Genomic DNA, 17,500 nt, shown 5'->3' with positions numbered 1-17,500 from the left:
ATTGCTGGGGTTTCGGCTGATTTTTCCTGAAAACCAGCACAGCTTGCCGGCTCCGAAACACCGTCATTGCCGCGCTGGCAGGAATCCAGATGGTTTCGAGATCGAACATCGGGCGCCGCCAGACGGCGCCCTGCTGGGCATCACTTCGTTCAGCACCAGCCTACGGAGCCAGCCTACCCCCACGCTGGCGGCTTCGGCCGATAAAAAAGGGCGTCTGGGACGCCCTAAAGTTCACGCTCACTCGGTGGCGGCCCGCTTTCGACTGACAGCTTCAGACCCGCGGGCAGCTAACTGCAGCTGCTCATCGATAAATTGCTGGACCAGTCGATTGAACTTCACGGGTTGGTCCAGCGGCGTGGCATGCCCGGAGTCTTCAATCACCGCCAGGCGCGCATTGCGCAGTTGCCGCACATAGCTCTGTTTGTAGGCCAAGGGGGTGTAGTCCCGGTCACCGGCGACAATCAGCATCGGTGTGTCGACCACTTGCACGGCAGGCAGCGTCGACCAACCCAGAATGGCGCGCAGGGCATGCAAGTAGGACACTCGGTCATTGCGCGTGATACGTTCGGTGAATTGGGCGCGCAGTTGCGTCTGTTCGGCATAGGGGAACAGCTTGTGCGCCAGCAATTTCCCCATGACGCGCAACCCCAGCAAGTGGATCAATACCTTGCGTAACGCTACCTGGCTGCGCAGCCAGAGGGAGTCCAAGGGAAAGCTCGGCGCGCTGTTGACCGCCACAAAGCCACGCACCAGTTCCGGATTGCTGACCAGCAACTGAAAACCGACCATGCCGCCCATCGAGATACCGACCACGAAGCACGGCTCGCACTCCAGCGCCGTGATGAATTCGGCGACATCCGCCGCCATATCAGCGACCCCCAACCGGGCTCGCAGCAACTCGCTCGCCCCATGCCCGCGCAAGTCCAAGGCATATACCTTGAAAAAACCCGACAGATAATCGATTTGCGGCTGCCAATCCAACAGCGATGAGCCCAAACCGTGTAACAACAATATCGGTACCCCCTGCCCTTGGCAGGTATAGGCAAAACGCCCAGTACTCAACTTTATAAATTCCATTCTGGCATCCCCCTATATCGTTAAAACCGAATACCACCAATCCATTGATAGGCAATACCGACGCCTTATTGTGTTCGGCGCTAATTCCACGGCGCGAAACAATAGCCATTTGCTTTGCGGCGGTAAAAAAATTAAAATCTCACGAATTATGCTCAAGGGATTTCATATGAACGACCTCGCCAGCCCCACGCAAGAGCGCAGTAAGCAGGCCCTTGAGCGCTTTCTCAATGTGGCGGCAGAACTGCTGGCTAATAACACCTTCGAAGAAACCAGCATTTCCCAGATCACCAAACTTGCGAAATCTTCGGTAGGAACTTTTTACCGATTGCTCGGCGACAAAGATGTTTTGCTCTATGCCGTTCATGATCGCTTTGTTGAGGAATGCGAAACAGCCATCGATCAGGCGATCGAACTGATACTGCAAAGCGATCTTGACGCCAAAAAACAGATAGAAAGTGTTATCCACACGCTGATCGAACTCTTCCGTAATCGTGAAGGCCTGCTCCGTGCCTTGATCCGCCGCAGCTCGGTAGACCTTAAGTTCCGCCAACGCTTCCATGGGTTGAACGCCTATATCGCCAACGCTTTCTGTCGCATTGCCTTGGCCCATCTGCTGACGATCCAACACCCAAACCCCACCCAGGCAATCGATATGGTTGCGCATTTACTACTGGCGAGTTTGAACTACTACACCATGACGGGAAGTTTAGGCGTAACAGCCGAAGAAGATATCCCGACCGAACTGTCACGCCTGTTATTGAACTACCTAGAAGTCTCCAGCACTAATTAACCATTAGCGCAAACTATCCCGCCGTAACTGTGCCGGAGTGAAGTCCGTTGGCTTTAATGGAATGGAAAACTCATCGGCCGGTTCTTCATTCGACAAAATACCAATGACATAACGGCCACTGGTCAAGTCATATACAGCATCACCTTTCGTCCAGACCAAGGGTTGGTCGTAATAGTTGATGGTGTAGGACTCGCCTACGCGCCAAAGGTTGTCGCGATTGTCGTAATGATCGACCACGAGAATCTGGTAACTGTCCTCATCAAAGTAAAAGTCGCGCTGCTTATATTGGTGACGCATACCCGCCTTCAAAGTTGCGCGGACGTGCCAGACCCGGTGTAACTCGTAACGCAATAAGTCGGGGTTGACGTGGCCCGGCTTGACGATGTCGGCGTATTTATTCGATCGGGAAGCAAACTTGTAACTGTTGTACGGCACGTACAGCTCCTGCTTACCCACCAGCTGCCAGTCGTATTTGTCCGGCGCGCCCGAGAACATGTCGAAGTTGTCCGTGGTACGCATACCGTCGGACGCCGTGCCGGGTGAGTCATAGGCGACATTCGGCGCGCGCCGTACCCGCCGCTGACCAGACGCATAGAGCCAGGCTAGCCGCGGCTCCTTCACCTGGTTGACGGTCTCGTGCACCAGCAGCTCGGTCCCGGCGAGTCGGGCCGGAGCCAGTACTGACTGACGGAAGTAGAACAGGACGTTGCCGTTTTCCTGGCTGGCATCGCCGGCGGCCTGGTTGAAGAGGAACAGATCCTTGATCTTGGTGATGAAGTAATCACCGCCGGCCTGTGGCACAGCCTGCGCGTAATTGCGCTTGACGCTGTCACCGCGGTAACGCACCAAGTGGTTCCACAACACCTCCAACGCAGATTGCGGAATAGGGAATGGCGTAGCGACCTTGAAGTCCGCAATGCCATTGCCTTTCTCGATCAGCGTGGCCGATTGCGCATTGGCCTTGATCGCCGCATACACCTGCTGCGGGTAGGAGGCGGAGCGATGGGTCGGGTAGACCGGTAGCTTCCAGGTATCGGGAAAGCGCTTGAGCATGGCCATCTGGCCCGGACTCAGTTGCTCGCGATACTGCTCGGCATTGGCAGCCGTTATGGTGAACAGCGGTTTGTCTGCCGCGAACGGGTCCTTGTAACCCTGCGCCGAATCGAGGGCGCCGCTCGATTGCGCAAGGCCGCCGTCCCACGCCGGAATAGTGCCGGCGGCGTTGCCGGCGCGCTCCGCACCCATCGGGGTCAGATCTTTATCGAGGCGAGCCGCCTGCTCGCCGCCGACCTTGGCAAAGGCTTGTGGCAATGCGCATTGCGCGATCAAGGCAACCAGCGCGACACGGCTGAATCGTCTGAAATTATTGTTGTTGTTCATGCTGTGGCTCCACTCGTCAGAAGCTGTACTTGATATTGAGGCTCAGGTAGTCGCGATCAGTGCGCTTGTTCGACAGGCCGCCCCCGCTATAGCCGATATACTTGGCGCCGACAGTCATGGACTCTTGGTAGATCGCATCGATGCCCAGCGAATAGCTTTGCGCCTCTTCATCCAGGCCGTTGGTCAACTGCGGCGCAACCCCGTTGATGCTGTACTGGTAGCTGACGCTGGGCACCAGGTTCACCAGGTTGAACACGTTGCTATAGGTCAGTTGCAGGCTGGCCTGGGCGCCATAGGCACTGCTGGTGGCCTCGTAATAATCGATATCCGATTCCAACCCTTGCACGCGGCTGCCGACCACTTCCGAGAGGAGTTGCGCCGAGTTGGAACCGAGCAGGCCGTTGAAGCTGTAGATCGCTGACAGCGAGGCCTGGAACATGTCCTTCTCGCGGTAGCCATCCAGACGGGTACCGACGGGCATGCCGGCCAGGTTGCCGAGTAGCGCGGTCGGCAGGTATTCGCCCAAGCCCAGGGCAATCGGGGTATCCGGCCGGAAGCTCAGCTCACCGGCCAGCGACAGACCGTTGAAGATGTTGTCGCCGTCGATGCTGGTGTTGAAGCTGATGCCATAGAGGTCACGCTTTTCCAGGTATTCGGCGTAGTAGTTCGAGGTGCTGGCGACCGGCAGCACTCCAACGACCGGCAGCCTCGTCGGGCGACCCACCGTCAGACCGATCATCGGCACCTGCATGTTGTAGCGCAGGTAGTAGAGCCCCAACTCGGTATCGTTCAACTGCGGCACGAACCAGCGCAGCGACGCACCGTATTGCGCAGCGCTATCGGCGTCGATGTCGCTACTGCGCGGGATAAAGGTGGTCGGCAGATAGCCTTTGAGCAAGTTGTTGACAACGCCCGGAGACAGGCCATTCACAAAGTTTTGCGCCTGTTGCGGGTTGTCGAACGCCCGGCCGCCGACCAAGGGTTCCTGCAGCGGCGCCACGGAAAGGTAATCGCAACCTTCACCGATTACATCGAGGGTCGAGAAATAGGTGCCACACGGATCGATCTTCGAGGCTTCCCAGGCCCAGCCCGGTTGCCAGTAGCCTTCCACGGTCAGGTTATCGCGCAGCTCGTATGAGCCGGAGATCATGAAGGTCGGCATAAAGGCCTCCTTGATCTCGGAGCCGGGTGCGCGCAGGGCGTTGATATCCACCGGGTTGGTTGCGCCGATACCGTTTTGGTAGAACAGCCCCTCGCCCCAGTTGATCACCTGCCGGCCTAAGCGTGCGTTGAGGGCGCGCTCATCGAGCGTCCAACTGCCGTAGACGAAAGCATCCAGCAGGTCAGCGCTGGAGCCCGCCTCATCGAGCCCCTCCGAGCTGATCTCCCGATGCCGACGGTCGTCATCTTTCAACTCGAAGTCATAGAACGCACGACCGCGCACGAACAAACCGAACCGGTCCTGGTAGCGCAGATCCATCTCGGACACGGCTTTGACCACTTCAGAGAACAGATCCCCTTTGCGGAGGTTGAGGTTGCCATCATCCGAGTTGATCAATCCGGAGTTGCTGCCCGTACCGCCGTTGGCACGGGCGATCAGCTTGTCGTCCTGCCCCTCCATGCGATAGCTGACGCCATAGGACAACGTGGTATCCAGCGAAGTAGTCCAGTCGCCTGAACGCACCTGAAACGCTAATGATTGAGTCGCCGGCAGTAAGGCGAGTAGTGCCGCGGCGATAACGCCAAGGCTTTTCCCTTGTTTAACCACGATGACCTCCATTTTTTATTATTTGTCATGGTACATTCGGAATCGGAACCTCGATTCCGATACAATGTAGCCAGACCGCTTCGTCCTTGCAAGGGGGTATCTGGGAAAAATATTTTTCCTTCCACTAAGCCTTATTGCAGAGGCTGCAACGCGCATCAACGAACACAAGGCGGTGAAATACCGACTTGACGGAATCGGAATTTCTGTTTCGATTTAGCACCGCAAGGTGCTTCTCGAAGCATCTTTAGCGGCGCCAGGAGGCGCTGTTAGCGAGCCCGGACGTGCATATACCGGGCTCAATCATTCTGAATCGCTTAGGACGAAACGGTTCAGCAGCAATCCCGAGCATCCCAACAATAAGAAGGGCTCCCCATGTTTCGTTCCCGTTTCAACTGCCGCATCCTGTTGCTCAGTACCCTACTGAGCCTCATCTGCACTACCGCCGCCTGGGCTGACTCACGCTGTACCGAGCGCAAGCCGTTCCTGGGCATAGCGGGCAAGATCAGTTGCAGTCATCAATCGACCTGGATCTCTTCTGGAGATCTGCTCAGCCGCAAGGTGATCTATCAGACCCCCGTTGGCACGCCCCCGGCCGGGGGATGGCCGGTGGTGATCATGTATCAGGGGTCGTTCTTTGCGCTGGATAACTTCGTCTACTACAGCGACCAATGGCTTGGCCGGCTGTACAACGAGGGTAAGCTGATCAAAACCTTGCTCGACAACGGCTATGCGGTGATTGCCCCGAGTGCCCCAGCGGATCTGTTCTGGCATACCAATATTCCGGGGATGGCCCAGCTTTATGAGCAGACCACCGACTACACCCTCATCACCAACCTGCTACAGGCCATGGCCCAAGGGCATTTTGGCCCGCTGAACCCCAATCGGCAGTACGCCACCGGTATTTCCAGTGGCGGCTATAACACCAGTCGAATGGCCGTTTCCTTCCCGGGCAAGTTCAAGGCCCTGGCAATCCAGTCCGCCTCGTACGCCACCTGCTCAGGCCCGCTGTGCGTAGTGCCGGAGTTACCGGCCGATCACCCGCCAACCACGTTCTTACACGGGTTCGTCGACGCGGTAGTGCCTTGGTGGACCATGGATCTGTACTACGACCGCCTGCTCTATCAAGGCATCGAAACCACCCGTTACACCGACCCGCTCGGCAACCACGAATGGCCGGCGGCCGCACCGGCGCACATCCTCGCCTGGTTCAACGCCCACCCATAACCCCCCTGGAAACCTCTCCCTCTGCTGGCAAGCGCAAGCTGCCAGCAGTCCTGGCGCTCGCTATAACTCAGCACGCCCCGATGCGCCTGGTGTGGGTAGATGCCTGCCTACGCCCAGGCGTATACCGGGCATTCGGAGCTGCTCATGATTCACCGGCTTTTCACTTTTCTATTGGCCACACTCGCCACACTACCGTGCGCTGTTGCGGTTCCAACCAAGCCCGATGCAAACCTGCTCCGGCTGCATCAAGTGCAGTTGGCGACTCAGGGTGCGCTGGGCGACTTTTACCTGATGTATGGCGTCGATCCCGACCCGACCCACGCCCAGTCGATGGAGCTACGCATCCAGACTGCCACTCGTAATCTCGCCGGCATGGCCGAGCTACCCGGAACGAACTCAAGCACCCTGCTCACTCAACTCGAGCAGCAATGGCGCGCCTATGTTCAACTGCTTTCCGGCTTGACCGGGGAGCTGCAACGTCAGGGCAGCACCAGTGGCGGTGACATAGCCGAACTGGTCAGCCTGAATCGACAACTGGTCACCCTATGCCGCTCGCTCGAGGTCAGCCTGCGGCAAGAAAGCCCCCTCCCTCCGCCGCGGTTGGCGGAGCAAAGCCGCAACCTCAGCCTGCTGATGCAAAACATCGCTACCGACTACATCGCCCACAGCGTCGGGGCAAACTCCCTAGGCGGCGATGGTAAAGCGCTGGATGCACAGGCCGAAGAGTTCGCTACGCGTCTGGCCACGTTGCAGGATCACCCGGAGCAGCCCGCCGAAGCCCGTCAGGCGCTGGCCGACATCGCCCGCAAATGGCGCTACATCGAGCCGTCGCTGAAGCACTACAACGAGGCCGCGGTTCCTTCCTTGGTCAACCGGTATTCGGCCCGGATCATCGAAGAGCTGACGCAGCTGGAGACATCGAGCTCGGTCCCTGCCCCTGACAGTTCAGGACGATAGGGGCTCGAGGCGGAAGGTTGGGACCGCGCACTGGAGTCGCGGCTCCATGTTGGGCATCACTTCGTTCAGCGCCAACCTACGACCGCCGCACTCCCGTAGGTTGGCGCTGAACGAAGTGATGCCCAACAACAGGTCTGTAAAGGCGGGACTTAGCGGGCCGAGCGAACGCAAACGAAATCTAACAGTCAGCGGTTTATTTCGAGCAGCACTAAAACTGTACCGGTCGTAACGCCACAGCTCTCGGTTGAGTGCTGCGATTTCGGCTGATTTGGCCCGAAAACCAGCACAGATTGCCGCCTCGTGAGCAGAACAGTTTTTCAAAAAACCAGGTTAGACCAGCACAATTCTCCCCAACTGTGGCTGTGAGGCTAGCGCTAAGCAGCGGATCATAAGGGTCGTGAAATTCTCAATCCCGCCACAAGCGGAAGGACGACCACCATGGAACGTACCCTCGGTTCCAACCTGCACTTCGTAACCACCCCAGCCCTTGCTCACGCCACCCTGCCCACGCGGCTGATCGCCAATGTCATGCTCTGGCAGCGCCGGATCACTACCCGCCATGAGTTGGCCCGCCTCAACCCACGGCTGCTGGCCGACGCCGGTATCAGCGAAGCGGATCGCTATGCCGAACTGAGCAAGCCGTTCTGGCGCTAGAACCCAGATTCGTTGCATCCCAAACCCCGGTCAGTTCGCTGCATCGGGGTTTGTCGTTTCTAAGAACCTGTTTACGATCTTTTTGACTAGAGCCAGACAAGGCAAAAACAGGCGAGGAAGCGGAGTTTACGAGCTGTAAATGAGCATTCCGAGCCTGTTTTTAACGCGGTATGGCCGACGGACAGGAGATCGTAAACAGGCTCTAAGGCAGCCGTCAGGCATTGCCCGCACAGCTGTGGCTCGCCAACACCGATACAGTTTATGAAATAGATAATCTGTCCCAATACAATTTCAATGTACTGTGACTGCACAGGATCACGCGCCCACGCCACCATGAGTACCCATTCCTACTGCCCCCGCCGCTCGCGGGAAGGAACGTGCCATGGAACGCACTCTCGCCACTGCTGCTCCGCAGACTCTAAGCCCCCGCGTACGCGACCGCCTCCAGCGCCTGTTCGCCTGCCTGGCCCGCTGGACCGAAAACCGTCGCACGCGTCGACAACTGGCGCAGTTGGACGATCGCCTGCTGGCCGATGTCGGCATCACCCGTAGCGAGCGGCTGGCCGAACTGGATAAGCCGTTCTGGAAGTGAGCTGTTACAGCGCTGGGACTTTCCGCCGCTTGCTGTCCAGCAGTTCGGCATACAGCTCGGCGGTCTGCTTGCCCATCCGCTCGATGGTGAACAAACGCTGATAGCGCAGCCCCGCCTGGCGGCCCATCTCGGCCGCCAGCTGCGGGTTGTCCCAGAGCGTGCGCATCGCTTCGCGAAACGCCTGCGGGTCACTCGGCGGCACCACCAGACCCGTTTCACCATGGATGTTGATGTAGCTGGTACCAGTGCCGATCTCGCTGGAGATCATCGGTTTGCCGTACATGGCGCCTTCCAGCAGGGAAATGCCGAATGCTTCCGAGCGCAAATGCGAGGGAAACACGATGGCGCTGCACAGCTGCAGCAGCGCCACTTTGTCTTCGTCGCCCAGCCGGCCAACGAAATGCACATGCTCCAGGTTAAGTGCCTGCGCCTGCGCACGCAGTTCTTGCTCGAGCGGCCCGGCGCCGACGATAACCACCGGATAGCTCGTGCCGCGCAGCGCCTCGAGCAGAATATGCAGGCCCTTGTAGTAGCGCATCACCCCGACGAACAGGAAGAACCGCTGGCCAAAGCGCTGTTCCCAGCCCCGCATACGCTCGGCAGACGGCTTGGGGTAATTGTCTTCATCCAGTCCGTACGGAATGATCGAGGTTTTGTCGCGGTAGCGCGCCAACACCTCGCTGGTATCCAGGTAATTCGGCGAAGCCGCGACAATCCGGTCGGCGCTGCCCAGGAAGCGGTTCATCAGGGGCCGATAGAAATTCAGCAGGAGCTTCTGTCGCACGATGTCCGAGTGGTAGGTGACCACCGTCGGCTTGTTGATCCGCGCCGCAAAATGCAGCACGTCCATGAACGGCCAGGGAAAGTGGTAGTTGATCACGTCGGCTTCGGCGGCCAGTGCCTTGAACCGCCCCAGCACGCTGAGGGAAAACCCGGTCGAGGCCACATGCAGGTCCAGTTGCGCGCGGTGCACGCGGTGATCGCCAACCATCAGCTCGCGCGGCTCCGGGTCGGTGCTCAAGGTCAGCACGTCGCTCTCGATGCCATGGGCGATTCCGCTTTGGCAGATCTGGTAAATCACCTGCTCGATACCGCCCACGGTCTCCGGCAAGTAGGTCTTGAAGAGGTGCAGAATCCGCATGTCGTACTACTCCAACGCCTGCCGATAGACGGAAGCGGTGATGCTTGCGCAGCGCTTCCAGGAAAACTCTTGCGCCCGCTGCAGGCCCACGGTCCGGCGGGCCTGCCATTCCGGTTGATCACCCAGCAATCTCTGGATCGCCGCGCACCAGCCCTGGTCATCACCGGGCTCCAGGTAGACACCTGCGGGGCCGGCTACTTCCTGTAACGAAGTCCTCGCGGTGAGGAGCACCGGCACGCCGCTGGCCATCGCCTCCAGAACTGGCAGGCCGAAGCCCTCATACAGCGAGGGGAACAGCAACATCCGTGCCCCCGCCAGCAGCTCCGCCAAGGCCTCATCCGGCTGATAGCCCAACAATCGCACCGCGCCGCTGGCCAAGGCCTTTTGCAACTCAGGGGCCAGGTTGGCGTCGCGCCATCCGGGCATGCCGGCAATCAACAGCGGGAAACGGCGGCGCAGCGCTTCGGGCAGCAGGGCATGGGCGCGCAAGGCCTGGGCCAGGTTCTTGCGCGGTTCCAGAGTGCCCACGCAGAGCAGGTAACCACCGGGCTGCAGGCCGAACTGCGCCAAGCAGGCGCGCAACGCGTGTGCCTCGCGCGGGCGGAAGCGCTCGGCGTAGCCCAGCGGCGCCACCTTGATACGCTCGGCGGCGACGCCGTAGTGCTGGCGGATCTCGTTGGCGACGAACTGCGAGTCGGCGAGGATGAAGCGCGCGCGTTCGACGGCCGGTCCGACGCGACGGTCGATCTCGGCCAGCCGATCACGCGGCTGGGTCTGCGGGTAGTGCACGTGGGTCAGGTCGTGCAGAGTCATCACCATCGGCCCGGCAAACTCCAGCGGCCAGAGGCTGGGCTCATGGTAGAGATCCGCCGCGTGCCGACTGACGCCTCGGGTGAAGCGATACTGATCCAGCTGACGGCGCAACGAGTAGGCACCGGGCACCTGTTTGGCCAGGGTGGTCCACTTGTTGTAGCCGGGCAGCGCGGCGGCGGGCAATTGGCGACTCCAGCCCCAACCATGGAAGAAATCAAGTTCCAGCTGGGCATCGCAGCTCAGTGCCTGGCTCAGCTCGGCCACGTAGTGACCGATGCCGGTGCGCGGCGCCTGCAGAATCCGCGCGTTAAGGGCAATCCGCATGCGCCTCCCGTGCGGCCGTCGCCGGCGCTGCCTGGCGAATGCCGGCCAGCGAGCGGCCGATCAATTGCTGCGCCGCCTGTGGCCAGTCGATCCATTGCCAATCGGCAATCGGGCGGGCCGCCGGGAACTGGCCGCTGCGTTCGAAGGCCTGGATGTGCGCCACCAAGCTCAGCGGCTCAGCCAGATCGAAATAGGCCATGAAGTCCGCGCCGATCTCGCGAAACACCGGAATGTCGCTGGCCATCACCGGCAAGCCACGCTGCATGGCCTCGACCAGCGGCAGACCGAAGCCTTCGGCGTAGGACGGAAACACCAACGCCCGCGCCTGTGAATAGGCGAACTCCAGACTCGTGTCGTTAATGCCGTTGAACATGAACAGCTGGCGGTTCTTCTGCGGATGCCGGTCGATCCGCTCGATCAGCGCCGCGCATTTCCAGCCCACCTTGCCGATGATGCACAGCCGCACCGAGGAGCCCTGGGCCCATAGCTGCTCGAAGGCATCGAGCAGGTAAGCATGGTTCTTGCGCGGCTCGATGGTGCTGACGGCCAGATACACCGGCTCGCCCGCGGCGAACAGCGCCTGCAACTCGAGGTTGAGCGGCGCGTCGGCACGACTCAAATCCAGCTCCGCGCCCAGATGAAAATGGCCATGCCAGCGCCGTGCGGCCTCGGCAGGGCCCAGGCGTTTGTGCAGCTCGGCCTCGACCTGGCGGCTGATGGTCTGCGAGATCGCCATAAAGCCATCGGCGGTCCTGGCGATCCAGTCGAACCACTGGTCGAATACCCGCACCAGGCCTTCGTCACAGAACTGCGGATGGGTCAGCGGGATCAGGTCATAGATCACCGAGACGATGCCCACGTCCTGCGCCTTGAGGCGCTCGGCCAGCTGGAAAAAGTCGGCATGCCAGGACGAGTCGAGCAGCAATAACTGATCACCGGCACCGGCCTGCAATGGCACGGCGCGCTCCGGCGCTGGCTGGCCGTCGCGGTTGAGCCACATCAGGCCGCGCAGGGGCAGGGTAATGGCCAGGCTGGCGATCTTGCAGGGCCAGAACAGCAGGCGCCGCGCGAGCCGCGAAGTGCGAAACGGCCACAACCGCTCGAGCCGCGCATGCACCCACCAGAACCGTGTGCGGGCATGATCCAGCTGGATAATCAGCGCTTGGCGCAGCGTCGCGGCCGCGCTCGCCTTCAGCGGCGCCAGACTCAACACCCGGTACAGCTGGCCGCCATTCATCATCACCGGGATGCACTCGACCGCCGTATCGCCAGCGCTCAGCTGCTTGATGATGTTGCGCACCACGCGCTGGATTCCGGAGTTGTCCCGCGGGTGCTCGTAGACGTAGGTACATTCGATCAGAAACCGCATGGTGGGCTACTGCGCCTCGTGTTCGGCGGGCTCAACCGCGCTGCTGATCCGCTCCACCGTGGCGTGCGAGTTCAGCCAGGTACAGCCGACGAAATCCGCCTGCTTGACGTTGATGACATGGAACACCAAGGCAAAATCGCGCCATTCGTAATTGGTGTCCAGGTGCGAATCGAAGCGCGACAGTGACAGGGCGATCGAATAGTTGCCCTTGCCCAGCGCGGCCATGAAGTCGAAGCGATAGATGATCCGCTCGCCGGCAGCCACCTGCTCCATCGCCTGCCCGAGGCGGTGGGTGTTGATGCCATAGATGGCCTGGCCCATGCGGTCCTTGATCATGAAGCCGAGCACCAGGCGCGGGATGTCGACCTTCACATCGATCGTCACTTCGAGGGTGACCTGGCTACCCACCTCGATGACTTCGACCCGCTGGCCGTGCGCGTTGAGCAAGGCGATATCGGCGAAGCCAGCCTCGCCGGTGCCGGAAATCGTGCGCACCTTGCCATTGGCCAGACGCTCCTGGCGTACGGTCTGCTGCTCGCGCTCGGCGAGCATCGCGCTGTAGAAATCCATCACCTCTTCCGGCGCGCCTTCCAGCGCCAAGCGGCCGTTGGCAAGCAGGATGGCCCGGTCGCATAACGACTGAATCGCTTGGCGATCGTGGGAGACGATCAGCAAGGTGGTGCCCGCCTTACGAAACTCGCGGATGCGCTCGAAACTCTTGTGCTGGAAGTACGCATCGCCCACCGACAGCGCTTCATCGACGATCAACACGTCCGGGCGCCGCGCGGTGGCCACGCTGAACGCCAGGCGCATCTGCATGCCGCTGGAATAGGTACGCACCGGCTGATCCAGGTACTCGCCGATCTCGGCGAATGCCTCGATCTCCGGCATCAGCGCCTGCAGTTCCTCCATGCCCAAACCCAGCAACTGGCCGGCCATGAAGACATTCTGACGACCGCTGAAATCCGGGTGAAAACCCATGCCCAACTCCAGCAATGCGGCCACCCGGCCGTGGATCTCGATGCTGCCCGCGTTGGCCTGGGTGGTGCCGGTGATCATCTTCAGCAGGGTGCTTTTACCCGCGCCATTGATGCCGATGATGCCCAGCGCCTCACCCGGCTGGATCTGGAAAGACACGTCCTGCAGCACCCAGTGCAATTGATGCCGTGGTCGTGAAAAGGGCAGCAGCCATTCGGCCAGGCGTGCCCAGCGCGACGGATATTGCTTGTAGGCCTTGCCCAGCTGGTTAACTCGAATACTGCCCATCACAGCTCATCCACCATTTCGCCGGAGCGTTTGCGGAACAAACGCATGCCCAGCAGACACAGGACGATCGCCAGCACGGCGCTGGGCCACAGCGACTGCCAATCCGGCCAGCGGCCGTAGACGAAAATCCCCTGATACGCGGCAATCAGCGCGACCATCGGGTTGAGCTGCAGCCAGCCCTGCACGCGTTCGGGCAGTACCGCCAGCGGATAGACGATTGGCGTGAACCAGAACCAGAACTGCAGGAGGATGCCGACGAACTGCCCGACGTCGCGGAAGAACACGTTGAGCACGCCGAGGATGATGCCCAGGCCGATCGAGAGCGCGATCTGGATGAGCAGCACCGGCAGCACACCGAGCACCGCCCAGCCGGGGAAGTTGTCGGTGACCAGCAGAAAGCCGAGGAACAGCGCGAAGATGATCGCGAAGTTGACGCTGGCATTCAGCACCACGATCAGCGGCAGGCAGATGCGCGGGAAGCTCAGCTTCTTGATCAGGTTGGCGTGCTCGAGGAACACCGCCTGACTGCGACCAATCACCTCGGCGAAAAAGCCCCAGGCGAGAATTCCCGCGCACAGGTAGATGCCGTAGGCGAGGCTGTTATCCACGCCGGGCAGGCGCGCCTTCATCAGCTGGGAAAAGATCACCGTGTAGACGACGATCATCGACAGCGGATTGAGGATCGTCCACGTCGCGCCGAGCAGCGAATTGCGATAGCGCGTCTGAAACTCGCGCTGCACGCTGCCGAGAACGAAGCCGCGGTAATTCCACACCGCGCGCGCCATGCCCACCGCCATCACATGACCCTGCCGTATTGATCCTCGAAACGCACGATATCGTCCTCGCCCAGGTATTCGCCGCTTTGCACCTCGATCATCACCAGATCGATGACCCCTGGGTTTTCCAGGCGGTGTTTGTGCCCGGCCGGAATGTAGGTGGACTCGTTGCTATTGACCAGCCGCGCGCCTTCGCCATTGGTGACCTTGGCCATGCCATGCACCACCACCCAATGTTCGCTGCGATGGTGGTGCATCTGCAGAGACAGCGCGGCGCCGGGTTTGACCACGATGCGTTTGATCTTGAAGCGCTCGTCTTCCTCCAGCACGGTGAAGGTGCCCCACGGGCGACTCACCGTACGGTGCAGGCGGTAGGCGTCATGGTTGCGATCCTTCAAGCGCTTGACCACCTGACGCACGTCCTGCACGCGGTCGGCGCGGACCACTAGGATCGCGTCGGCGGTGTCGATGACGATCATGTCCTCGACGCCGACCGTGGCCACCAGCCGGCCCTCGCTCTGCACGAAGTTATTGCGACTGTCGATAAAGATCGCGTCGCCGGTCGCCCGATTGTTCTGCGCATCGGGGGCGACCAGATCGCTCATGGCATTCCACGAGCCGATATCGCTCCAGCCGAACGCCCCTGGCACCACTGCCACGTTGGTCGAGCGCTCGATCAGCGCGTAGTCGATGGAAATGTCCGGCAGCGCGGCGAAGTGGCTGGCGTCCAGCTCCTGCTGCAACAGCGCGCCCATCTCGCGGGGCGGACTGGCCGCCACGCAGGCAGTCGCCAACTCGAGCAGCTGCGGGGCATGCAGCTGCAATTCGCGCAGCAGCGTGGCGGCAGTGAAACAGAACATTCCCGAGTTCCAGAGGAACTTGCCGCTCGCCAGATAGCGCTCGGCGGTCGGCAGATCAGGCTTCTCGACAAAGCGCTCGACCTTGGCCGCGCCCTGGCTGCCCAGCGTTTCACCGGCCTCGATATAGCCAAAGCCGGTCTCCGGCGCGGTCGGACGAATGCCGAACGTCACCAGATAGCCGTCCGCGGCCAGCGCGCTGGCCTGGCTGACCGCCGCGAGGAAGGCCTCGCGATCCTGAATCAGATGATCGGCCGGCATCACCACCATGGTCACGTCGTCGCCATGCCGCTCGCGCAGCGCCAGCGCCGCCGCGGCAATCGCCGGTGCGGTGTTGCGGCCCATCGGCTCGAGGATGAAGTGGGCCTGCTGCTGGGGCAGCTTGGCGGCAAGGAACTGATCCTTACTTTGAAAGTAATAATCCCGGTTGGTGACGGTGACCAGTTCACCGCCCGCAGTGAGCAATTCGGCCGCCCGACGATAGGTCTTGAGCAGCAGCGACTCGCCATCCGGCAAAGCCATGAACGGCTTCGGTTGACCTTCGCGGGACACTGGCCACAGCCGCGTGCCGGCCCCGCCGGAAAGGATCACGGGAATCAGCATGGCCGCTACTCCTTGCTGACGCGCTGGAGGTCGGCGTCGACCATGGCATGGAGCATGTTCTGCAATCCGGTCTTGGGCATCCAGCCGAGCACTCGCTCGGCTTTACCCGGATTGCCGAGCAGCACTTCCACCTCCGCCGGACGGAAGAACGCCGGATCGATCACCACATGGTTGTGGTAGTCCAGGCCGACATGGCTAAAAGCGATCCGGCACATTTCCCGCACCGTGGTGGTGACGCCAGTGGCGACCACATAGTCGTCCGCCTGCGGCTGTTGCAGCATCAGCCACATCGCTTCGACATAGTCCCCGGCGAACCCCCAATCGCGTTTCGCGTCGATGTTGCCCAGGCGCAATTCCTGCTGTTTGCCGAGCTTGATGCGCGCCACCGCATCGGTGACTTTGCGGGTGACGAATTCGATGCCGCGCAGTGGCGACTCGTGGTTGAAGAGGATGCCGCTGGAAGCATGCAGGCCGAAACTTTCCCGGTAATTGACGGTGATCCAGTGGCCATACAACTTGGCCACGCCATACGGGCTACGCGGATAGAACGGGGTGTTCTCATCCTGCCGCTCGGCCTGGATCAGGCCAAACATTTCGCTGGTCGAGGCCTGATAAAAACGCGTGTGCGGGCTGGAATGGCGGATCGCTTCGAGCACGTGGGTGACGCCCAAGGCGTCGACCACCCCGGTGGTGACCGGCTGACTCCAGGAACTGCCGACGAAGCTCTGCGCCCCCAGGTTGTAGACCTCGTCGGGACGGCTGGTGAGCACCGCGCGATGCACTGACGGCGCATCGGCAAGATCGCCATCCACATAGTGGATGTCCGCCTCGACGCCCAGTTCGCGCAGGCGCCAGCGCGTGTCCGAGCTGCGCCGCGCGACCAACCCGTGGACCTCATAGCCCTTCTCCAACAGGAGCTTGGCAAGGTAGGCGCCGTCCTGGCCGGTAATCCCCGTAATCAGTGCACTTTTAGTCATTATTTTCGCCCTCTTTTGCTTCCCAGCCCGACAGCACGCGGTGCAGGGTTTCTTCGATAGAAATGCCGGGTTGCCACCCGGTCTCGTTGTGCAGCTTGGTGGAATCACCGACGACACGACGCTGCTCGGAGCGGCGCATTCGCGTCGGGTCCTGGACCAACTGCACTGTCACTCCCGCCAGCTCGGCCAGCTGCGTTATCAACTGACCGACCTGACGTTCTTGTCCGGAACAGACGTTGTAGATCTCGCCATTGCGGCCGCTCTGCAATAAGCGCAGGTACGCCTCGACGACATCGTCAACATCCAGAAAATCGCGGGTCACCTCGATATCGCCGACCTCGAGCGTCGCCGGCTGCAGGCCCCTGCGCACCCGCACGATCTGCCGGGCCATGCTGGAGACCACGAAGGAGTCGCCCTGGCCAGCACCAATGTGATTGAACGGACGGGCCACGACGATCCGCCACGGCTCGCTATAGCTCCATTGCCGGCACAGCAGCTCGGCGGCCAGCTTGCTCACCGCGTACGGGTTGCGCGGTTGGGGCGTCAGCGTCTCGACAATCGGCAGATCGGCCTCGCCGACCTGCCCATACACGTCGCCCGAGCTGACATACAGAAAGGTCCCGCTGAAGCCCCGGCGCTTGAGAGCCTGGAGCAAATTCAAAGTGCCGAGCAGATTGACCTGCAAGGTGCGCGCGGGATCGCGAAATGCTTCGGGCACGAAGGTCTGACCGGCCAGGTGAATCACCGCGTCCGGGCAGGTCGGCGCCAGCCAGGCATCGATACTGGCGGGATCGAGCAGGTCGTAAGCCTGCGGCGGGATTAGTTGCCAAGGCCCGTCCGTGGCTAACCGCCGTTGCACATGCCGACCGACAAAACCGCCCAAGCCTGTGACCAGTAACTTGTTCACTCCACTCTCCCGCGCGACATCAGCA

General features: G+C 61.0%; 16 protein-coding genes. 5 read left to right on the top strand and 11 right to left on the bottom strand.

What is annotated here, in order from left to right; translation table 11 throughout:
- Positions 1-237: 237 nt before the first annotated feature.
- Positions 238-1,077, bottom strand: a complete 840-nt coding sequence (locus NVV93_RS00740; RefSeq protein ID WP_258252558.1) for an alpha/beta fold hydrolase — start codon at positions 1,075-1,077, stop codon at positions 238-240.
- Between the two features lie 166 nt (positions 1,078-1,243).
- Here NVV93_RS00740 and NVV93_RS00735 point away from each other — a divergent pair, with 166 nt between their 5' ends.
- Positions 1,244-1,867: a TetR/AcrR family transcriptional regulator gene (locus NVV93_RS00735; RefSeq protein ID WP_258252557.1), complete on the top strand. Its 624-nt coding sequence runs from the start codon at positions 1,244-1,246 to the stop codon at positions 1,865-1,867.
- A 3-nt stretch (positions 1,868-1,870) separates the two neighbouring features.
- On the opposite strand, the gene NVV93_RS00730 is transcribed toward NVV93_RS00735, so the two are convergent.
- Positions 1,871-3,247 (bottom strand): DUF1329 domain-containing protein, encoded by a 1,377-nt coding sequence (locus NVV93_RS00730; protein WP_258252556.1) that lies wholly within the window; start codon positions 3,245-3,247, stop codon positions 1,871-1,873.
- Positions 3,248-3,263: 16 nt separating this feature from the next.
- The gene (locus tag NVV93_RS00725) at positions 3,264-5,015 is read right to left on the bottom strand and encodes a DUF1302 domain-containing protein (protein ID WP_258252555.1); all 1,752 of its coding nucleotides are present in this window, start codon (positions 5,013-5,015) and stop codon (positions 3,264-3,266) included.
- Between the two features lie 372 nt (positions 5,016-5,387).
- Here NVV93_RS00725 and NVV93_RS00720 point away from each other — a divergent pair, with 372 nt between their 5' ends.
- The 4 genes from NVV93_RS00720 to NVV93_RS00705 all read left to right on the top strand — a co-directional run bounded on the left by NVV93_RS00720 (position 5,388) and on the right by NVV93_RS00705 (position 8,442).
- Positions 5,388-6,239, top strand: a complete 852-nt coding sequence (locus NVV93_RS00720) for a plasmid partitioning protein (protein ID WP_258252554.1) — start codon at positions 5,388-5,390, stop codon at positions 6,237-6,239.
- Between the two features lie 99 nt (positions 6,240-6,338).
- Positions 6,339-7,196 carry a hypothetical protein gene (locus tag NVV93_RS00715; protein WP_258252553.1) on the top strand — a complete coding sequence of 286 codons (858 nt, stop codon included), beginning with the start codon at positions 6,339-6,341 and terminating at the stop codon, positions 7,194-7,196.
- Between the two features lie 438 nt (positions 7,197-7,634).
- A complete protein-coding gene (locus NVV93_RS00710) occupies positions 7,635-7,850 on the top strand; it encodes a DUF1127 domain-containing protein (protein ID WP_258252552.1) in 216 nt (71 codons plus the stop codon).
- Positions 7,851-8,232: 382 nt separating this feature from the next.
- Positions 8,233-8,442, top strand: a complete 210-nt coding sequence (locus NVV93_RS00705; protein WP_258252551.1) for a DUF1127 domain-containing protein — start codon at positions 8,233-8,235, stop codon at positions 8,440-8,442.
- A 4-nt stretch (positions 8,443-8,446) separates the two neighbouring features.
- Here the strand turns inward: NVV93_RS00705 and NVV93_RS00700 are convergent, their stop codons facing one another.
- Genes NVV93_RS00700 through NVV93_RS00665 form a run of 8 tightly spaced genes read right to left on the bottom strand, consistent with a single transcriptional unit; the run spans position 8,447 to position 17,475 of the window.
- Complete coding sequence (locus NVV93_RS00700; protein ID WP_258252550.1) at positions 8,447-9,583, bottom strand: glycosyltransferase family 4 protein; 1,137 nt, start codon at positions 9,581-9,583, stop codon at positions 8,447-8,449.
- 6 nt (positions 9,584-9,589) lie between these two features.
- Positions 9,590-10,720 (bottom strand): glycosyltransferase family 1 protein, encoded by a 1,131-nt coding sequence (locus tag NVV93_RS00695; protein WP_258252549.1) that lies wholly within the window; start codon positions 10,718-10,720, stop codon positions 9,590-9,592.
- The gene (locus NVV93_RS00690; protein ID WP_258252548.1) at positions 10,704-12,089 is read right to left on the bottom strand and encodes a glycosyltransferase family 1 protein; all 1,386 of its coding nucleotides are present in this window, start codon (positions 12,087-12,089) and stop codon (positions 10,704-10,706) included. The genes NVV93_RS00695 and NVV93_RS00690 overlap by 17 nt, the downstream gene beginning before the upstream one ends.
- A 6-nt stretch (positions 12,090-12,095) precedes the next feature.
- A complete protein-coding gene (locus tag NVV93_RS00685) occupies positions 12,096-13,355 on the bottom strand; it encodes an ABC transporter ATP-binding protein (protein ID WP_258252547.1) in 1,260 nt (419 codons plus the stop codon).
- Positions 13,355-14,152, bottom strand: coding sequence for an ABC transporter permease (locus tag NVV93_RS00680; protein WP_258252546.1), 798 nt, complete (start codon positions 14,150-14,152; stop codon positions 13,355-13,357). The genes NVV93_RS00685 and NVV93_RS00680 overlap by 1 nt, the downstream gene beginning before the upstream one ends.
- Positions 14,152-15,591: a mannose-1-phosphate guanylyltransferase/mannose-6-phosphate isomerase gene (locus NVV93_RS00675; protein ID WP_258252545.1), complete on the bottom strand. Its 1,440-nt coding sequence runs from the start codon at positions 15,589-15,591 to the stop codon at positions 14,152-14,154. Before NVV93_RS00675 ends, NVV93_RS00680 begins: the two co-directional genes overlap by 1 nt.
- A gap of 5 nt (positions 15,592-15,596) precedes the next feature.
- Positions 15,597-16,568, bottom strand: a complete 972-nt coding sequence (locus tag NVV93_RS00670) for a GDP-mannose 4,6-dehydratase (protein WP_258252544.1) — start codon at positions 16,566-16,568, stop codon at positions 15,597-15,599.
- Complete coding sequence (locus tag NVV93_RS00665; protein WP_258252543.1) at positions 16,561-17,475, bottom strand: GDP-mannose 4,6-dehydratase; 915 nt, start codon at positions 17,473-17,475, stop codon at positions 16,561-16,563. The genes NVV93_RS00670 and NVV93_RS00665 overlap by 8 nt, the downstream gene beginning before the upstream one ends.
- Positions 17,476-17,500: the final 25 nt, after the last annotated feature.

Origin of the sequence: Pseudomonas sp. LS44 (assembly GCF_024730785.1) — a bacterium.
Classification (GTDB): Bacteria; Pseudomonadota; Gammaproteobacteria; order Pseudomonadales; family Pseudomonadaceae; genus Aquipseudomonas.
Note: the sequence above shows the minus strand (reverse complement) of the source record. Positions and strands in the feature narration are given on the sequence as shown.